This window comes from Melioribacteraceae bacterium, assembly GCA_035362835.1.
Lineage (GTDB): Bacteria > Bacteroidota > Ignavibacteria > Ignavibacteriales > Melioribacteraceae > DSXH01.
In genome coordinates this window covers 1-20,560 of record DAOSDY010000004.1, presented here as the reverse complement: position 1 = coordinate 20,560, position 20,560 = coordinate 1, and the positions used below count along the sequence as shown (strand labels likewise).

Here is a 20,560-nt window from a genome sequence, read left to right as displayed (position 1 = left end):
AATCGGCATTTAGGAATTGATTACTGATATATGTCAGAAAGCATTAATATAAATAAGGATAATTCCGACGAGGAGATTTACAGGCAGATTATTCCGCAGATTGAAAGTTTGATAAATCCGGCTGAGCCGTTAATTTCCAGCTTAGCAAATGTTACTGCCGCGTTAAAAGAGGCATTCGATAAGATAAGCTGGGTAGGATTTTATCTCTTAAATGATGACCGTTTATATCTCGGTCCATTCCAGGGGAAGGTTGCCTGCACTGTTATTGAACTGGGCAAAGGAGTCTGCGGGACATCCGCACTAAAGAAAGAGACATTAATTGTAGCGGATGTTCATGAATTTCCTGGTCACATAGCATGCGACGGCGGATCAAATTCCGAAATTGTAGTACCGCTTATTAAGGATGATAAAGTATTCGGTGTGCTAGATCTGGACAGTTATAACTTTTCGGCATTTAATAATACAGATAAAATAAATTTAGAAAATTTATGTAATCTTCTCGTAAATAAACTTGGATTAAATTACCAAAAGCCAATTATCAATTAAAGACGTATGATGGAATAGGATTGATTTACTTCGCTATTAAGAATTTCACCAATAAGACAATATAACAGCCAAAATTATTTTCATCTGCGATTTAGATATCGAAGAAACTTTTTATAATTTGTTTTTAGCTTTTGTTTGTATCTTGTTTTTTATTAATTGGTTATTTTTGACATTATATAGACCACAAGACCTATGAATTACATTGTAACAGCAAGAAAATGGCGCCCGCAGACTTTTGCAGAAGTAGTAGGGCAGGAACATATAACCACTACATTAAAGAACGCCATTCTGAACAACCGGGTAGCGCACGCATATCTTTTTGCAGGTCCCCGCGGAATCGGTAAGACAACAACCGCAAGGATATTAGCTAAAGTATTGAACTGCCTCAATCCTCAGAACGGTGAGCCGTGCAACAAATGCGAGATGTGTAATTCGTTTCAGACATCGCAGACACTCGATATAATTGAAATAGACGGAGCTTCGAACAGGCGAATAGACGAGATACGGACATTGCGTGAATCGGTTAAGTACGCACCGACGAGAGGAAAGTTCAAAGTATACATTATCGATGAAGTGCACATGTTAACGACCGAATCTTTTAACGCACTTCTTAAAACACTTGAGGAGCCGCCGGAGCATACGATATTTATTTTCGCAACAACCGACGTACACAAAGTTCCTCTAACAATTATTTCACGTTGCCAGAGATTCGATTTCAGGCGGATCGAGATGGGAGCGATTAAGAAGCTTCTTAAGGAAATCGCGGATGCCGAGAAGATAACGATAGACGACATAGCCCTATCTATCATCGCTAAGAAAGCCGACGGCGCATTGAGAGACGCGCAGACTCTGTTCGACCAGATGATTTCATTCAGCAGCGGCGAAGTCCAGAGCGACGTAATCTCCAAAATGCTCAACCTGATTGACGAAGAGATCTATTTTGTAATTTCCGATTCGATAGTTGACAAAAATTACAAAGCGGCATTTGAGACCTCCCAGAAAATTTACGATAACGGATGGAACTTCGTCGACTTCCTGAACGGGCTTAATGAGCATTTCAGAAACATACTGACAGTTGTAATACGTAAAAACAACGACCTGATAGAAGCAGCAGAGATCTACAAAGAGAGATACCTCGAGTACAGTGAAAAGTTCACGGAAGGAGACCTGTTAAGAATTCTGAATTATATAAACAAGACACAATATGAACTGCGCTCAACTGCCAATCAGAAACTTAAGATTGAAATTGCCTTATGTCATCTGATCGGCCTCGAACGGTCTGCGACAATATCCGACCTGATCACAAAATTAAATTCAGGTGCAGTATCGGAACCTGTCCGGTCCTACCAGCCGAATCCCGGCGGAGGTTCGGCACCTAAAAAACCAGATCAGCCTGTTTCTAATTTAAGGATAGTTGATAAAAATGAGGTCCTGATACCGGAAGTAAAAAACTTTGTTGCGCCTACAGCGCGCGACTCATCCGAATTTACAGATATCATTGCCAAATGGGAGTTTTTTGTTGAACAGGTTAAAACCGATAAGCTGTTTTTCGGTTCGATTCTAACTAATTCCAATCCCATCAATCTTTCCAATGATAAGTTGAATATTGAAGTAGAACATAACGATGACTGGGACATAATAAGTGATAACAAGTCCTACCTCGATAAAAAAACAAAAGAAGTATTCGGCAAGAAGATTGAATTCAACAATGCCGGGAAGAAGAGAGGCGGTGCATCGAGGAAATCCGATTCAAAGTCGAACAAAGCCGTATCAGGTTCAGACGAAAATCCGCTAGTCAGCGCAGTAATTAATCAATTAGGCGGAAGAGAAATAAAAAACAAATAGACAGATTTGCAAATTTCATAAATAATTGAAACTCCGTTTCCCGCCTTTTGTACCCCCGGGTAAATTGATAACAGGTTTATCAATCATAAATAAAAATCAGGAGGTTGAATTGAACAGGTCTGCTAAAATCCTCACACTAATATCAATTCTTCTAATTCCTTTTATATTAATAGCACAAACGCAGTACAAAGTACCGTCAAAGGAAGTAATTGATATTGTAGACGCTCCTCTTACTCCTTCCGCTTCTATTAGTCCGCAAGGGACATACATGCTGCTTACAGAAATGGAATCGATGCCGACAATCGAGTATCTGTCCCAGCCGTTACTCCGGATAGCCGGAGTGAGAATAACTCCAAGCAACAACAGTATGCAGAGGACTTCCTTTGCATTGAGATTTACAATAAGGAATCTTGAAACAGGAAAAGAAGTAAAGACAGATCTTCCGGAAGGCGGTAAGTTCGGAGGAGCGCTCTGGTCAAACGACGATAAATGGTTTGCACTCCCCCAGTTTTTAAACGACGGAATTAAACTCTGGCTGGTTGATACAAAAACTGGCAAGTCGAAGTCACTCATCAACAAAGGACTCAACCTCACAATCGGTCAGGGATTCTCATGGCTGCCTGATAATAGACATTTACTTGTTTATATGATACCTGAAAAACGCGGAGCGGCTCCAGAAGCTAATCAGGTGCCGATCGGACCGAATATACAGGAAACCGGCGGAAAGATTGCAAAAGGAAGAACCTATCAGGATCTATTAACTTCCTATAACGATGAAGTTCTTTTCGATTATTACGCAACATCGCAGCTGGAGATTATAAATATTTCAAACGGTACAAGAACAAAACTGAACAAGCCCGGCATTTTTACTTCAGTAAATTTTTCACCTGACGGCGAATACATTCTTGCCGATAGAATTAAGAGACCTTATTCCTATCAGATTCCCTATTACGGATTTGCGCATTCAATTGAAGTCTGGAATAAGAAAGGCGAGCAGGTTCATCTGATTGCCGACCTTCCGCCATCGGATGATATTCCGCTTAACGGCGTTCCATTAGGTCCGCGCAGTATAGAGTGGCGGCCCCTTTCCCCCGCTACATTAATCTGGGTCGAAGCATTGGACGGAGGCGATTCCGATGTTGAAGCCCCTTTAAGAGATAAACTCGTTACACTATCCGCACCTTTCAATCAGTCTCCAAAAGAGATTCTAAAACTTGAGCACAGATACAGCGGTACGAGCTGGCTTGAAGAAAACGGTTTAATATTTGTCTCCGAATACAACTGGAAGAAGAGATGGGCAACCACATTTCTTTTAAATGCCGATAAACCGGAAACTCCGGCAAGGAAGATTTTTGACCTAAGCATGCAGGACGCATACGGGAATCCCGGGCGTCCTGTTACAAAAACACTTACGAACGGCGAATCCGTAATCATTTATGAAAACGGGACTATCTATTTGACGGGTGCAGGCGCATCGCCGGACGGCGACAGACCATTTCTGGATAAGATGATTCTTTCTACACTTGAAAAAGAAAGATTGTACAGGTGTAAGGAAAAGACATATGAAATGATAATTGATTTTGCCGGGAACTCACGAAATAAGATAGTAACACGTTACGAATCCAAGACTGAAGTACCGAACTATTTTCTTGTAGATTTAAAAACGAATGAGAGAAAACCTTTAACAGATTTTAAGGATCCCGCACCTCAATTAACCGGGATGAAGAAGGAGCTGATAAGATATAAAAGAGCAGACGGAGTAGATCTTTCCGGCACATTGTATCTTCCTCCAAATTATAAAGAAGGACAGCGACTTCCGGTCGTAATCTGGGCATACCCGATTGAGTACAGCGACGCATCAACAGCAGGCCAGGTTCGAGGTTCGCAATACCGTTTTACATTCTTCCGCGGTTATTCACAACTCTTCTTCGTAACCCAGGGTTACGCACTTCTGGATGACGCTCAGATGCCTGTAGTTGGCGACCCGCAAACCATGAACGATACTTTCATAGATCAGATTGTATCGAGCGCTAAAGCCGCAATTGATAAGCTCGACGAGATGGGAATCGGCGATCCTAAAAGAGTTGGAGTAGGCGGACACAGCTACGGCGCATTTATGACTGCGAACCTGCTGGCGCACTGCGATCTCTTTGCCGCAGGAATTGCCCGGAGCGGCGCATACAACAGGACACTTACACCGTTCGGATTCCAGAGTGAAAGAAGAACATACTGGGAGGTTCCGGAGATCTACTACAACCTCTCCCCTTTTATGCACGCCAATAAAGTGAATGAACCGATACTCCTGATACACGGCGAGGCCGATAATAATTCCGGCACATTCCCTATTCAGTCGGAGAGATTCTACCAGGCGGTTAAAGGACACGGGGCAACAGCACGGCTTGTAATGCTTCCGCACGAAAGTCACGGATACCGCGCGAGAGAATCGGTACTTCATGTGCTTGCCGAAATGTTTGAGTGGTTCGATAAGCATGTAAAGAATAAAAAGTAGAGGCAACAAGAGATTATAAAAAAAGCCCATCATTGATGGGCTTTTTCTTTTCCTTAATCCTACAGGATTTGAAGAATTTGTTGGAATTAGTAAAATATAATTAATGAAAGATTTTCATAACAGTTCTATTTTTCGAGCAAAAAAGTATGAATATAAATTATAGTTTTTAAGTGGTTTTATCTCCGGAGGAGAATTGATTCATCCATTCCAATTCAACTGCGTTCTGATTAACAGGATCAGTAATACTCAATCAGTCCTCTACAGATTAAATGATATTCCCACGAAAGCGGAGTAAATATATGTATCCGGAAAAAAGTATCCAAAATTATTGTTCATAATACTGTTCATAAAAAGAAACCTCCTCAGAGTTGGGGAATACTCCGAGGAGGCGGAGATGTATGAGGGCAAAGAAGGTAATACAGTATAAACCTTAAACCTCCTTATGATTAAAAGAATTTTTAGTTCTTAAAAATCTCCTTCAGTTTTGTTTCAAGTTCCTCCGCATGGAGGTTTTTAGCAATAATAATTCCTTCTCTATCTACAAGAATTGTTGTGGGGAGATAGGAAATTCCGTAGAGTGTAGCTACTTCAGCGGGTCCGAAAGGAGCCGGCGGCTGAGGAAATCGGTCAACAACGTTTTTCCATGGAATTGTATTGATTTCAATCGACTTAAGCCAGGCATCTTTTTTACTATCGTTAGAGAGGCCGAGAATTTCAAATCCTTTTTCCTTGTACGTATTATATATGTTTTTCATTGCGGGAATAGAGGCGATACAAGGTTTACACCAGGAGGCCCAGAAATCGATCAAGACGACCTTGCCTTTTAGAGAAGAGAACTGGAAATCATTCCCCTGCATATCGGGAAGCGAGAAATCAGGGGCAGGTTTACCGGGTTGAATCCGCATCAGCAGGTCAAGTTCATCCCTATTCTCCAGATAATACGGGGATAATTTTACTTCAGGAGTAAAATTATCCATAACCGACTGCAGAGTTTCTACTTTGTGGTACTGGTCATTTAATATTCTGGCCATTAAGTAAGCAGATACAACAGAGGAGTTATTCTTCTTTACAAAATCGAGAATCATTCCGTTCGATTTTTCAGTCAGTTCATCTCTGAGTTTATCAATTTTCTCGGTGATTTTTTTCTTTTCCTCAGGGTCGGTTGTTTTTTGAAGCAGTTTGCTTTCATTTCTGATATCCCGCGAGATCAGGTCATACTGATCTGAAAAAGAATCATATACTTCCTGCTCAACGGATCCTTTAACAAGAGGAATTAAAGATTTGCCCATACCTTCATCAACCCTTGCGGTATCAAGATCAATTTCAACTTCCGAAGGAGGAAGCCAGAAGGATGAGTAATATTGCGGAGAAGAGATAACTAAACGTGCAAAGACCGGGGATTGAAGTTCTCCTGAAATATTAAACTGACCGTCCTTAACAATTGCCCGGCCAAGTGTGTCCACCTTTCCCGGTTTAAGAGAATGAAGCAGAATGATATTTGCGCCTTCGAGTCCCGATGCTTTTCCGTTAATAACAAAATTATTACTATCACCGGAACCGCAGGCCTGCAAAATAATTACTGATAGAACCAGCAGGAAGCGGACTAAACTTAACTTTTTAATTTTAATCATAATTGTTCTCATCTATTAGTCCCTTCCTTATAATGTTAATCCGTTAAACATAACACCGATTGTAACTGTCCGGGGCTGAGTAACCGCAGTATTGATTCTCTCAAAGCTATCGTCGTTAGTAAGATTATCGATCTGGAGATATCCGGAGAGTGTTTCAGAAATTCTTTGAGTGACACCGGCGTTAATCTTGGTGAATGACGGATAAGTAATATAATACCCGTTCGGATACGGTTTTACAGCAGCATTATATTTTCCGCCGTAAACATCATAGAGATATCCGTAGAAGTCAGCCGCGATCCACTCACCGAATCTGAATGCACTAAGAGTAATAGTCGTTCCTTCGACTGGAGTGATTTCAATATTTGTGGAGATTGTGTATTCGGGCCGTCCAACTATTTCTCCTCCTACTTTAAGCGTACCTGTATAATTCGGACCAAGTTTTAATACAGTACTTGTTGTTTTTCCATAATTAACATTGAAGGTTAACCAGCTTAAAGGGTTAAAGATTCCTTTAATTTCAAATCCCTGGTTTTTAACTTCACTTAAATTCTGATACTGATACATAACACGGTTCTGGCTATCCCGTCCGAGGTTAACCATTTCAATAAGGTCGAGCGGCCTTTGATCAAAGTAAGTTAAACTTACTGTGAAAAGATTCATATAGTAAACATCGGCGCCTAATTCATATCCTCTTTGAACCTGAGACAATAAATTCAGATTAGGGAGTACAACCGAAGTTGCAGTCTCTGCACCGGCTATATATCTTTCATCCGGAACGATAACCGACTGACCCCACGCAATTCTACCTTTGAACATCCAGTCCTCCATCTCATAGACACCGCTCAAACCGAGTCGCGGCGACCATGTATAAGGTTCCTCGGCAGCAGAGGGGCGTTTATCTGCGCGCAGACCTGCAGTTAAAAAGAGGAAATCGTTGTAAGAAGTCTGAGTCTGTGCAAAGAATCCGAAGTTCTTCTTCTTTCCGGGATTCGAATCGACAAATTCATAATTCTGTCTGTCCGCAACGTTTCCGGAGAAGAAAGGCAATGAATATTCTGTCCAGTCCAAACCGGCTGTTATTGCGGAATTGAACATCTCATTAATATCAAATTGATAGGATGTATTGTAAGCCATTGAATATCTCTGATCGGTGCTTTCACTAACCGAATAAAGTTTCGTAGTAGCATTCGGACTTCGATCATAGCTAAATCTGGATAATGCATTATAACCGGCAGTTAAGTTATGTGTCCAGTTTTCAGCAGCTTTATAGATTAAGTTAAGTGAGTAAGTTCCATATGTACTTTCCGTAACGCGGTTTGGCGCGGTTAAAGGCCGGTTTAATTCTTTATCGCGTTTATAGGTTAAAGGATCCCACCCGCTAACATTATTTCTTTTTGAATAAGTGATTGATACCCCGCCTGAAAAATCGCCCGTATTAAATCTACCCGAGCCGGATAAATTAAGCGCCTGTTCTTCAAAAAGATCGATCCATTGAGGTTCATTCTTGTAATTCACACCGGCATTAAAATTAAAAATGCTGAAGCCGCCCATTGCATTAAGAGAGCTTTCCTGACCGAGGGGAGTTTTATTTCCGACATATTTGCCGTCCATAGTCTTCATGCCGACCTTTCCAGACAATCTCGTTCTACCCTGCACACCCTGTTTTGTAAAAATCTGCATAACACCGCTAATAGCACGTGAGCCGTAAATAGTTGAAGCCTGGGGACCCGGCACAACTTCCACACGCTGAATAGAACTCGGGTCCATATAAGTTACATAAGCCGGATCGGAAACTTCAACTCCGTCAACATAAACTTTAAGAGTTGAGGCAGCTCCCTGAATAGATGAGACACCGCGAACTGAAAAAGCGCCGTAAGTTGTACCTACACCTTCGTCCGAATAGAACGCTCCGGGAACGGCAAGCCTTACAACTTCCGCAACGTTAGTAGGATTCATTCTTTCGAGGTCGCGCGCAGTAACAACGCTGATTGTATTCGGCAGTTTCTTAACAGGAGTTGGAATAACCGTACTTGTAGTAACAACTACTTCTGACATCTGTATTTCAGACTGTTCGAGCTGGAAGTTAATTTCGACAGTTCTATTTTCAACGACATTTACGGATTCGGTACGCGTCAGATATCCAAGATACTGAACAACGACGGTATATGTACCGGCATCCAATTTTTCCAGGCGGTAATTGCCTCTGTCGTCGGTTGTAGTTCCAAGAGACGTTCCCTGAATTAAAATATTAGCGCCGATAAGACCTTCGCCGGTTCGGGAATCTGTAATCCTGCCTCTAATGGCACCATTCCCCTGTACAACGAGTTCGTCTTCCCTTTCATAACTTGTTCCTTTTTTGATAACTATCTGACTGTTAATTCTCTGGAAGACGAGATTATACTGAGAAGCAAGAGTTTTCAAAACATCGTAGAGGGATTCATTAGTAACATCGATGGTAACTTTTTCATCGACGGGGATTTCATCTTTAACGTAGAAAAATTTCAGGCTCGATTGTTTTTCGATATGCTGAAGAGCGGATTCGAAAGATACTTTATTAAGGTTTACGGTTACTTTGATTTGAGACAGATTCTGGCCTTCACTGGGGGTGAATGCAAAAATGAGATTGAAAATAAAGCCTTGAAGAAAGAACCCCAGAAGTGAATAATAAGCCGTCATTTTGACTATCCGTATAATGTTTTTTTTCATATTTTTTACCCGTCTGTTGTTAAACAATTGTTATTTACCCGTCCCCGATTAATCGGGGGATTGTTTAGCGATTCCAGCCGTGGCAATCTCGACCATTGTCACGGCTTTTTTTAACCGCCTATAACGGTAAAAACCCTCATAGATTTAACCTCCTTTATTTGTTGTAAAATATGATCTTCTGCAGCTCGTCATTTTTACTTACTGTCCTATATTCAAGATTAGTTGCATTCCTGATTACTTTAATAATTGTCCAGAAGGATTCATTCTCAAAATTGGCTTTGATCTTTAACCTGTTAAAAGTGGTGTCTTCCAGTTCAAACTGGACACCGAAAGAACGCCGGAGGGCAATCAGAACTTTGGCGAGAGGTTCGTTGTCGAAAACGAGGATATTATCCTTCCACCCTATAGTTTGAAGCAACGCGAATTTATCGAGAGTAACAATTCCGTTCGACTTGTTGAAACTGAGCTGTTCGTTCGGTTTTAAATAGACAGGTTCTTTATTCAAACTCTTAAATTCATTATTAACTTTTACTTTTCCCTCCACTAGCGAAATCTTTATTTCACTTTCCTCCCTGTAGGCTTTCACGTTGAATTTTGTACCGAGCACTTCAGTGGAGACATTATCGGAGTGAACTTTAAATGGGCGTAAAGGATCGGACTTAACTTCGAAGTATGCTTCCCCTTCGAGGAAAATTTCCCGCGATGCAGTACCGAATTTACCGGGGTATTTAAGTCTGCTTTCGGAATTAAGAGTAATACGCGTACCGTCGAAAAGCGTGATTATAGAGATCTGCCCGGATACGGTCGATTTGCTGTTCCATGTTATTGTTTCTTCGTTCGAAACAACTCCGGTAAGAGAGAGGAGCCAGTAGCCTGCGAGAACCACGATGAGTATTGAGGCCATTACCTGAGCATACCTGCTCTTAAGGAACATTGGCCAGACCGGAAGGCCTTCCGGTTCAGTTTCGATACCGGGTTCGTATTTACGGATTTTTCCTGTAAGTTTCTGCCAGCCCTCTTCTACCCTGAAAAAAGTTTTTCCTTCCGGTAAGTTATCACCGTTCCAGTTTTTTCTTATCAGATTGAATTTTTCTTTAAAGTTTTCATCCTTCAAAAGGTTATTCAATTCATCGCGTTCATCAAAAGAAGCTTCACCAGATAGGACCCTGGCGGCTAATTCATAAAATTTTTCTTCGTTCATATTTTCACCGGTATATGAATAGGATTTATATTAATTAGACAAGTAAAGCTGCAGGGACCTACTATCCTCTTTTAAAAAAGCCTGATTATTAAAATGAATAATTATAGGTCAAAAACCAGGCTTAAAAGAGAACCCGGGTTTGACAAGTGCGTATTAACGGAGTAAAGAAGCAAGAAGGAGGATAAAAAATTTTTTGATTCTGGGGAGATGTTCTGCAAGGTATTTAACGGCGTGCCCCATCTGATTCTGAACAGTGTTGACAGAAATTGAAAGGACTTCGGCAATTTCCTTGTAGCTCAGTCCGTCAATCCTGTTCATCCTGAAAATGATTTGTCTTTTTTCCGGAATGTTGAGGATTATTTTTTCGATTTCGTTTTTAAGTTCTTCATGATAGATAAAATGATCGGGGGAGAGACTAGCAATAACCTTTTCTTTATCCACAACCTCGAGATCCTCGAAGTTGTAATCTTTCTTTTTGAGATAATTAATTGACTGATTTCTGACTGCTGTATAGAGGTAGGCTTTAATACTCGATGTAATCTGAATCCTTCCCCTTTTAAGCCAGATATTGAGGAATACATCGGAGACGGCTTCTTCAACCAGGTATTTATTATTAAGGAAACGGTTGGAAAAGAAGCAGAGTGCCTGATAATACCTGTTAAAAAGGATTTCAAGCGCCTTGTGATCATCCCGGCTTATAAGAAGCAACAGCTCTTCATCTGTTTTTTGTTTACGGAAAATCATTCGACCACGAATTGTAAATGGTTTTAAAAAATTGCAATGATTAACAAGGCATGTTAAATCTAACAAATATTCATTAAAAGAGATAGAGAAGTGAATAAAATGAGAGTATAAAAATAAAAAAGCCCGGCACAGGTGCCGGGCTTAAAAGGATTTTAATCGGTTAGCAATTTGAGGAATTCATCGGCATTAACAAATCCGGTGAGCCGGTGAACCTCTTCGCCCTTTGAGTTAATAATAAGAACTGTTGGCATACCGATAACATTAAATTTCTTGCGGAGCTCCTCGTTAGCTTCCGTCATCTGAGTCATATCCACTTTATATGAAGTGTAGCTTTCCAATTCTTTTATGACCCGCGGATCGGAGAATGTTAAAGCATCCAGTTCTTTACATGGAATACACCAGTCGGCGTAAAAATCAATAAGCATTGCTTCGTTGTTCTTCAAAGATTCTTCATAGGAAGCGATGCTGAACTGCTGCCATTCCGGGGAGAGTTTCTCTGAAGGAATTAAAGCCCAGATAGAAACTGCAAGAACTATTACAGAGAAAACTGTTTTGAATATTCTAAATCCCTTTATTTGATTAGCGGTCTTATCGACGAATAAGAGAATAACGGCGGCAATAATTCCGAAGACTGGCAAAGCATAGCCCTGAATAGATTTCGGGAGAATCGGATCGACGAAGAAGAACGCCATACCAAGCAGAAGGAAACCGAAGATATGTTTAACGCCTTCCATCCAGTCGCCTGCGCGTGGTAATTTCTTAATCTTACCGCTGAAGAGTGCCAGAAGCAGGTACGGAAATCCAAGTCCGAGCGCGAGTACAAAGAACATAAGGAATCCGTAGAACGGATCTCCTTTAGCGGCAACGTATGTAACCAATCCGAGAACGAACGGTCCGATGCAGGGGGCGGCAACAATTCCCATTGTTAGACCCATAAAGAAAGCGCCCATTACACCGCCTTTAGCACCGCCGGCTTTCATAACGAGTTTATCGGGGAGTTTAAATTCATAAACGCCGAACTGACTTAACGCGAGTACGATAAAGAGGAGCGCAATACCGGCAATTACAAACGGATTCTGAAGCAATGTTCCGAATACCGCACCGCTTAGGGAAGTTATTACACCGATAACAGAATATGTAAGCGCCATACCGAGAACGTAGAGAATTCCGAGGAGAAAAAGACGGCTCGTTTTCCCTTCCGCCTGCCCGCCGAAATAACCGATGGTAATCGGGATTAGCGGATAGACGCACGGCGTAAGATTTAATGCGAGCCCGCCGAGGAATACGAAGAAGAGACTTAAGAAAATTCCGCTCGATTCGAGTGTAGAGGCGAGAGAATCCTCCTCCTTTTTAATTTCTTCCTGAGGAAGAATAGTTTCTTCTACTTTCTGAGTAACCGGCGGTTCAATAGACTGAACAGGTTCTTCAGTCTGGTCGATTACTCTCGGCTCCTCTACTGCGGCATTTGCAGCGGGAAGGATCTCAAGTTCCAGATCCGCTTTTACAGAAGTAGGAGGAAGACAGGACTGGTCGTTGCATGCCTGGTAATTGAGCTTGACTTCGACATTCTGTTTGCCGGGAGCGGCTGATTTATCGACGGCAATAGTAAGCTCGAATTTTACGTCACCTTCGTAGACAGAGACCGGAGTATCGGAGAATGATAAGCTGATATCATGAGCAACCGGGTATTTCACGGATGAGAGTTTTAGTCCATTCCCTTTTACGGCTATTACACTGGGGATAAGGAACTCATCGTTCGGTTTATTAGAATTGATATGCCATGTATTATCAATCTTAGCATTGAGTACCACTTTTAAACTTGAACCGGCCTGAGCTTTTAATATATTTTTATCCAGACTTACACTTACAACCTGGGGCTGGGAGAAGAGAAGAACAGATGAGAGTAAAAGTAAGGAAAATGAATTAACAAGAAGATTCTTTAACGTCATAGATTACCTCAATAAATTTATTCTTTAGTATTAAGACAACTGAAAATAAGAAAACCACTATCCAAAAATAGGAACAAATAAAAACCTCTCCAAAGTTTCACTATCTACTTGAAGAGGTAAAAAGATCTTATTTGTATGTTAGTATTAATAAAAATCTAGTATTTGCTTGCAATATTAATCATGGCACCTATTTCTTCAACGAATTCGTCGGGCTTACTAAAGTATCCTGTACTTTTAAATCTAATTGTACCTTTTTTATCAATTACAAATTTAGTTGGAACACCAATAACCTTATATTTTGACATAACATCATTACTCTCATCTATTAATACATGAAATGATAAATTCTTTTTTGACATAAATTCTTTTACGTATTCTGATTTTTTCTCGACTGTTTCTTGAGTATTAATAAATAAGAATTTCACGTCTCCATTTTTTTCATACTTTTCAAGTGCGATTTTCATTGCCGGGAAAGATGCTATACACGGTCCACACCATGTTGCCCAGAAATCTAACACAACAATCTTGCCAAAATAGTCTTTTAATGAAACTACTTTACCGTCCAAATCTAATAAAGTGAACAGAGGTGCAGGTTGATTAAGTATTTCTTTTTCTAACTTTTGAAATATTTTCTTTTTGAACATATTTAGTGTCGAGTCCAGAAATTCCGGGAATCCCGATTCATTTCCATTTTTCCCAATATAATTTTGTTTTAACAATTCTTTTATTTCATCATTTACCAAGCCCTGTTCCATAAAGTGGATGATTTGTTGTAGTGCCTTATCATGCATTTTTTCTTTTGTCAATAATTTGTAATATTCTAAAAAGAATTGAGGAACCAGCCATTTTGAATAGAGATAATTAAAAGATCTTTCATAAGTCTCTATTGCAGCAGCAATTTGATTATTTTTTCCTAGATATTCCGCATAAGTTTGCAACGCAACAGCATAAGTGCTTTCTCTCATCTTTAACCAGAGAAAATCCGAAAATATTTTCGGTTTTCGATATTTTGGTGTTTTTAATTCATTCCCGGCGAGTAGAACGCTTGCATTAATCCATATTAATGTTGAATCGGCATTATAATTTGAACGTACCATAGAAGATGCTAAATTGACGTAGTGTGACGGATTAAATGTATTCGGAAATCTTGATAGTAACACAACAGCATCTTTAATATTATTTTGGCCAAGAATCCCAAAAAAGATTTGATTTAATGAACCTTCATAGTTTTCAGCATTTGCAAATTCATTTAAATATTTTTCAATGAGAAGAAGTTTATTGTTAAAATTCTTTTCAATGCTAATATTAGACAATGAGATATTGGCAGCTACTCTTCCATTAGGATATTCTCGCAATGCTTTGATTGTGAAATAATTTGTTTTGGCTGTATCGTTTATTTTGGCATACCATGTCGATAAGACATATGTTTCTTCTTCTGATAAATGTTTCTTTTTTTCAATTACGATTAATTCACTTTTTATTTTGTTTTCGAGTTCTTCTTTATTTTGAATTACTGCACTTAATGTTGTTAAATAATCATTAAGATATTCAGATTTTAACAATGGATACTTTTTAAATGTATCCTCGAAAATATTATTGGCTTGTTTTACATCTACATCAATGCCAACCAGGGCTCCGATTGATGTAAACAACAAAGCTTTTGATACAAATGAATTTATTACGGGACGACCTTTTTTATCATTCAAAACAATTATATATCCTCGCCCACCGTTCGATTCTTCAATATTACCAGATATAAATTTCATAGCAATCAGAGATGTTTTTGGATCTGGTATAAAATAACCTTTCCATCCTTTTCCATCCTTAGCAAGACTAATCGTTTTTAGACTATCGAACTTATTGCTAAAAAACATCGCTTCGGCCTCTAACGCGTCTGCATTTGCAAAACTAGTCCCAATGGTATTAAATCTGATTTCTATTTTTTCTTTTGCAAAAGGTTTTAACGGAGTATATTGAAATAATGTTGCATTTTGTGCACAAACAATTGAATAGAAAGAAAAGAAAATTATTAATAAGAAGTTCCGACTTTTCATAATTGCACCTATAAAATTTTATTAATTGTGAATACAAGGTGCACATATTAATAATGTGCACCTTGTTACAGTGAATTGCTTAGTAGGAAATATTTATACCAAAACTTACACTTCGACCAGGGAAAGGATATACACTTCCACAAGCTGGTTCTTGATTATTGGTCAGATTATAGACATCAAAGAATAGATTTAAGAAATCAGCGGTATAATAATTTGCACGAAGATTAATTTTCGAATATCCATCAAATAGTTTGAAATAGGAATTCTGATTTGGGTAAGGAGTAGGTGGAGTCCATTTACTTAACGCTCGATAATATTCTAAGTAATCCGGATTGAGTGTGCTACCATTATATCTGTATTCCAGACTGATGCTTCCACCCTTTTTCGACCAGTTAAGTATTGCTGGAATTTGATAAGATAATCTTACAAAGAATGATCCATCGGGCAAATATGGAAAAATCTCCCCTTCTTTTACGAAAGGAGCCCCAGGAATTGGTTTTGTTCCTTTACCCCATAAGGTTTTTGCCGAGGAATAAGATAAGTCAAGAGTAAATTGTTCATAAACAAGTTTACCTGATAACTCGAAACCACTATTATCAACAGCGGCTGTGTTTTGATATTGAGCTTCAAGTTGAGGTGTATTTGGATTATCAACCAGGTTAAACGAAACCAAATCTTCAACTTTTTGATTATAATAAGTTGCATTTAAAACAATATTTTCTCCGTAATAGATATCAGCGCCAATTTCAAATCCAGATTGTCTCTGTGGTTTTAGTTCCGGATTGGGTAGTTGTATAAGAAAATTCATATTCTTTCCTATTGCATAGTCTGGCGGCAAGGGATTTGAAGAAACACCCCAAGAAAATCTTGGTTTCATATTAATTCTATCGAAGGCAAAATTATATGTTAATCCAATTCTTGGCTGCGGATATGAACCAACATTCTCTCCGTAACCAGAATTGTTTTCCAATCTAAGACCAGTTGTTAAGAATAAGTCATTAAAGAATCCCCAGACAACCTCCCCAAAAATTCCCGTTGTTGTAGTAGGGACAACTAATTTACTTCCGGAAACTGGTTGTTGGTCTAAGTAATCTTTATAAGGAGTTTTAAAAATATTATAACCCGTAGTAATGGTTGTATATGTGTACTCAAGACCACCTGTTATATCAATGCTAATATCAGTACTTAAAGGGAACTTAAAATTAGAGAAGTATCTTAGATTGTATTTATTATAAGAATTCAAATTGTTCCGATAACCGCCACTGATAAGAGTATTTGAGTTTTCATCAGAATTATTTGTAATATACCCTGCAGTTAAATCATGATACCAATCGTCAGAGATAACTTGAGATAAATGAAGGCTGCCTAATAATCCTTTAGTTTTCGTTTTTAAGTCATTGAATGATACGGGTGCTAGTGATATCCCTTTTGATAAAAGATATTTGTCCCTGGATGGGTCGATATATGAGCCATATTCGCTTCGTACAACCTGGAATTTCAAGTTAGCAACAACGTTTTCAATCTTTCCATTTAAATTTGCATCATAACTCCACTTAATATCATCAATTGCATTAGTAACCGGGTAATGTGAATAAGGAATTCGATTATTTGAGACTCCAATGAGATAACCAAAATTTTCTGATCCACCTGAAAAATTTAAACTGTAATCCTGCTTCAATGGGATGTCTGTTAAATAATCACTTGAAGTTGATGTTAACATACTTCGAAAATTAACAACTGTTTTAGAACTTGTTGATTTTTTTGTAGTAATCAGAATTACACCGCCTGCTGAACCCGAACCATAAAGTGTTGAAGCCATTGGTCCTTTAAGCACATCAATTCTATCAATCATGTTAGGAGTCAACAATTCTAAGTATGTTACGTCCGACACTTCAATACCATCAATATAAAACTTAACTAAACTAGATGATGCTGGAATTCCACCACGCATTGAAATATAACTCATAATATTATGTGCACTTAATTCTGATTCTGCTCCAAAGGTTAATTGGACACCAGGAATAGCTTCAAGTACCGCTGGCAACCATGTTGAATTTCGATAAACAATTTCATTTGAGGTAACAGTTGTAATTGGGTTTGCAACTGCACGAATTTCTCTTTTGCTTAATGAACCGGCAACTACTATTTCGTCAAGATTAACCAAAGAAGATATTAAAGAGAAGTTCAACTCAACAGTCTTATTGGAGCTTATGGTAACAATTTCTTGTTGAGTAGAAAAACCGACATATTTAATAACTATTGTATATTCTCCTGGTTTTAAATTTTCAATTAAGTAATCCCCCTTAATTCCTGTCGTGACTCCAATACTTGTATTCTTTATAAAAATATTCGCTCCAATCAGTGGTTCCTTAGTATTAGCATCTGTAACTTTTCCCCTAATTGAACCATTTTCTACTGTAGAGATTATTTTATCTTTTTCCCATCCTTCAGCTTTTTTAATAGTAATCTGGTTGTTAATTCTGTTAAAAATTAAACCGTAATCCTGAGCAAAAACTTCGAGAATATTATAGAGGGATTCATCTGTAACACTTAGTGTAACATTTTCTTTTAAAGGAATTTCCTCCCTGACAAAATTGAAATTAAAATCTGTTTTCTGTTCAAGTATAACAAGTGCTTCCTGGAAAGTAACATTAACAGCTTTTACTGTTACTTTAACATCTTTAAGATTCTGGCCTTCAGCCGGAGAAGAAGCAAAGAGAAATCCGATGAATAGTGTTTGAAGCAGAATCCCCCAGAAAGAATAGAGTGCCGTCATTTTAACTATCCGCAGAATATTATTTTTCATATTTTTGTTCCCGTGGTAGTGAACACTTAGTTAATTATACAACTAATGAAACAGGTGTTTACTTTTGTTAAGCCATGGCAATCTTACCCATTGTCATGGCTTTTTAAATTTTTCATGTTGAATCGACTCTCATAAAAAGCCCTCCTTTTAATTTTCGATTAATAAAAAACGATCCGCTTAATAACATTATTTTTTTCGGTAACCGTTTTGTATTTAAGGCCTGTCAATTTCTTTATTACTTCGGCAACTGTTTTAAAGGAGTCGTCTTTAAAATTAGCTGTTATTTTCAGATTTGCTTTAGACTGATTATCGAGTTCAAATTTAACACCGTAGAATCTCTCCAATTTTGTAAAAGCTTTTAACAGAGGTTCGTCATTGAATTTAATAATGTTGTCCTTCCAGCCTACCGATTCCTGGAGGTCGAAAATTTCAATCCTGCTTATATCATCTTTTCTTGAGTAGGTTAACTGCTGTTCCGGTTTTAAATAGACGAGATCTTCCGTAATGTTATTATTGGTTCTGGAGACCTTAACATTACCCTCTACCAGGGAGATCATAATTTCATTTTCGTCCGGGAATGCCTGAACATTGAATGAAGTGCCGAAAACAGTAGTCGCAATATTTTGGGAATAAACAATGAAAGGCCTTGAAGGATCCTTAGCTACATCGAAATAGGCTTCGCCTTCAAGATAAATTTCTCTAATCTCCCTGTCGCTATTTGAGGGATACCTTACTTTACTTCCGGCATTAAGAGTTATCTTGGTTCCGTCAAGAAATGTAAGGATCGATTTTTCGCCAGTATTAGTAATTTTTTCATTCCAGGTAATATTTGAAGATGATGAAGAGAAACCGCCGTTCAGATAGAGAAAGAGACTGAACGCACCGACCAGTAAAACGATGGAAGCGGCAATTTTTAGAAGTGTGTTTGAATTCGCGAGTGAATAGAGATTGATGCGTTTAGCTGAACTGATTCTATTCATTACACCGGCCAAGATCCTCTCCTCGGCCTCCTGAATATTGCCCATATTATTTTCGTTCCAGCCGCTTTCACTTTTTTGAAAGGAGTCCAGATATTTCTCAAGCATCATTTTCTCTTCAGCCGAGCATTTACCGTTCCGGTATTTTTCAATCAGAAGTGTCAGGTTCTTCTTTTCCATAGTTATTCCAAATTTTAGAGTAGAATTATATTAACTATTCTTAAGTACCCCGGGAGGATAAAAGGTACTACCCGTTTATTAAAAAAATATCAGAGGAGAGAATTGAGGTTATTGATTGATTTCCGGAGGAATTTGAGGGCTTTTGTTATTTGATTCTTGACCGTCTGAAGTGAAATATTCAGCTTTTCTGAAATTTCCTTATTAGAAAGTTCTTCGTTCCGGCTTAAATGGAAAATCATCCTCCGCTGTTCGGGGAGTTTAGAAACTGTAAGATCAATTTTTTCCCGGAGTTCGCGGAGATCGTAGTTCTCTTCAATTCCGGTTTCATCAAGGAAGAGATTTAACTGATTAATCAATTCGGATTTATATCGGCTTCTTCGGAAATGTTTGAATATCTGGTTGCGCACGGACTGATAGAGAAAATTCCGGAGGTCATCGATTTGAATTTCATCTCGTCTTAGCCAGAGGTCGGTAAAGATCTCCTGGACAATATCCTCGCACAGGTCTTTTTCATTAAGGATATTGAAAGAGTAGATATAGAGTTTGGACCAGTAGCGTTTGAAGAGTTCTTTAAATGCAACAGCATCGCCTTTTTTAACAAGGTTAAAGAGGCCGGAATCGGTTAGATCAATTATGCTGTCGGGTATCATCGCCAATTTTAAATTAAGTCCGGCAGAATCTATTAATTATCGGATAAAAAAACTATCAGATAATTATTTTTAAAACAAAAAACCCTTCATCGGAGAACGACAAAGGGTTAAGAAAAATTTATTTACAACTTATGTGGATTGACAGTTAGTAAATTAAAAGCAAAAAAAATCCCTCAACGAAGAACGAAGAGGGATTAAAATAAAAAATCCTGGCAGCTACCTACTCTCCCACACACCTGCGCATGCAGTACCATCGGCGTATAAGGGCTTAACTTCTCTGTTCGGAATGGGAAGAGGTGTTTCCCCTTAGCAATAGCCACCAGAAAAACTTTTACCGCGGAGCGGAAACTGATCTGTCAAAAAATAAATGAAAGATTGAAAGAACTGAGTCATAAAACCAGCAACTATCTTGAAACAAAATTAAATGGCTAAGTCGCACGACTTATTAGTACTGCTCGGCTGAACCCGTTACCGGGCTTGCACCTGCAGCCTATCAACCTTGTAATCTCCAAGGAGTCTTTAGTTACTTGCGTAAGGGAAACCTAATCTTGAAGTGTGCTTCGCACTTAGATGCTTTCAGCGCTTATCACGTCCGCACATAGCTACCCAACGCTGCCGCTGGCGCGACAATTGGTACACTAGAGGTGCGTTCACTTCGGTCCTCTCGTACTAGAAGCGACTCTTCTCAAGTTTCCTACGCCCGCATAGGATAGGGACCGAACTGTCTCACGACGTTCTGAACCCAGCTCACGTACCGCTTTA

12 protein-coding genes and 2 rRNA genes are annotated in these 20,560 nt (G+C 38.9%); 3 read left to right on the top strand and 11 right to left on the bottom strand.

Annotated features, from left to right (window positions below):
• The first annotated feature begins 30 nt into the window (after positions 1-30).
• The 3 genes from PLZ15_13045 to PLZ15_13035 all read left to right on the top strand — a co-directional run bounded on the left by PLZ15_13045 (position 31) and on the right by PLZ15_13035 (position 4,900).
• A complete protein-coding gene (locus PLZ15_13045) occupies positions 31-546 on the top strand; it encodes a GAF domain-containing protein (protein ID HOI30675.1) in 516 nt (171 codons plus the stop codon).
• Between the two features lie 192 nt (positions 547-738).
• On the top strand, positions 739-2,391 hold the full coding sequence (gene dnaX / locus PLZ15_13040; protein ID HOI30674.1) for a DNA polymerase III subunit gamma/tau: 1,653 nt from the start codon (positions 739-741) through the stop codon (positions 2,389-2,391).
• Between the two features lie 109 nt (positions 2,392-2,500).
• A complete protein-coding gene (locus PLZ15_13035; protein HOI30673.1) occupies positions 2,501-4,900 on the top strand; it encodes a prolyl oligopeptidase family serine peptidase in 2,400 nt (799 codons plus the stop codon).
• Between the two features lie 458 nt (positions 4,901-5,358).
• On the opposite strand, the gene PLZ15_13030 is transcribed toward PLZ15_13035, so the two are convergent.
• The 11 genes from PLZ15_13030 to PLZ15_12980 all read right to left on the bottom strand — a co-directional run.
• Positions 5,359-6,531 (bottom strand): TlpA disulfide reductase family protein, encoded by a 1,173-nt coding sequence (locus PLZ15_13030; GenBank protein ID HOI30672.1) that lies wholly within the window; start codon positions 6,529-6,531, stop codon positions 5,359-5,361.
• Between the two features lie 27 nt (positions 6,532-6,558).
• The gene (locus tag PLZ15_13025; GenBank protein HOI30671.1) at positions 6,559-9,237 is read right to left on the bottom strand and encodes a TonB-dependent receptor; all 2,679 of its coding nucleotides are present in this window, start codon (positions 9,235-9,237) and stop codon (positions 6,559-6,561) included.
• Positions 9,238-9,391: 154 nt separating this feature from the next.
• Positions 9,392-10,438: a FecR domain-containing protein gene (locus PLZ15_13020; GenBank protein ID HOI30670.1), complete on the bottom strand. Its 1,047-nt coding sequence runs from the start codon at positions 10,436-10,438 to the stop codon at positions 9,392-9,394.
• 153 nt (positions 10,439-10,591) lie between these two features.
• Complete coding sequence (locus tag PLZ15_13015) at positions 10,592-11,182, bottom strand: RNA polymerase sigma-70 factor (GenBank protein HOI30669.1); 591 nt, start codon at positions 11,180-11,182, stop codon at positions 10,592-10,594.
• 152 nt (positions 11,183-11,334) lie between these two features.
• On the bottom strand, positions 11,335-13,131 hold the full coding sequence (gene dsbD / locus PLZ15_13010) for a protein-disulfide reductase DsbD (GenBank protein HOI30668.1): 1,797 nt from the start codon (positions 13,129-13,131) through the stop codon (positions 11,335-11,337).
• Between the two features lie 155 nt (positions 13,132-13,286).
• Complete coding sequence (locus tag PLZ15_13005) at positions 13,287-15,185, bottom strand: TlpA disulfide reductase family protein (protein HOI30667.1); 1,899 nt, start codon at positions 15,183-15,185, stop codon at positions 13,287-13,289.
• Between the two features lie 79 nt (positions 15,186-15,264).
• Positions 15,265-17,991: a TonB-dependent receptor gene (locus PLZ15_13000; protein HOI30666.1), complete on the bottom strand. Its 2,727-nt coding sequence runs from the start codon at positions 17,989-17,991 to the stop codon at positions 15,265-15,267.
• A gap of 158 nt (positions 17,992-18,149) precedes the next feature.
• Complete coding sequence (locus PLZ15_12995) at positions 18,150-19,148, bottom strand: FecR domain-containing protein (GenBank protein ID HOI30665.1); 999 nt, start codon at positions 19,146-19,148, stop codon at positions 18,150-18,152.
• Positions 19,149-19,237: 89 nt separating this feature from the next.
• Positions 19,238-19,798, bottom strand: a complete 561-nt coding sequence (locus PLZ15_12990) for an RNA polymerase sigma-70 factor (GenBank protein ID HOI30664.1) — start codon at positions 19,796-19,798, stop codon at positions 19,238-19,240.
• Positions 19,799-20,005: 207 nt separating this feature from the next.
• Positions 20,006-20,122, bottom strand: a 5S ribosomal RNA gene (gene rrf, locus PLZ15_12985).
• A gap of 100 nt (positions 20,123-20,222) precedes the next feature.
• Positions 20,223-20,560 (bottom strand): 23S ribosomal RNA (locus PLZ15_12980); the annotation flags it as partial.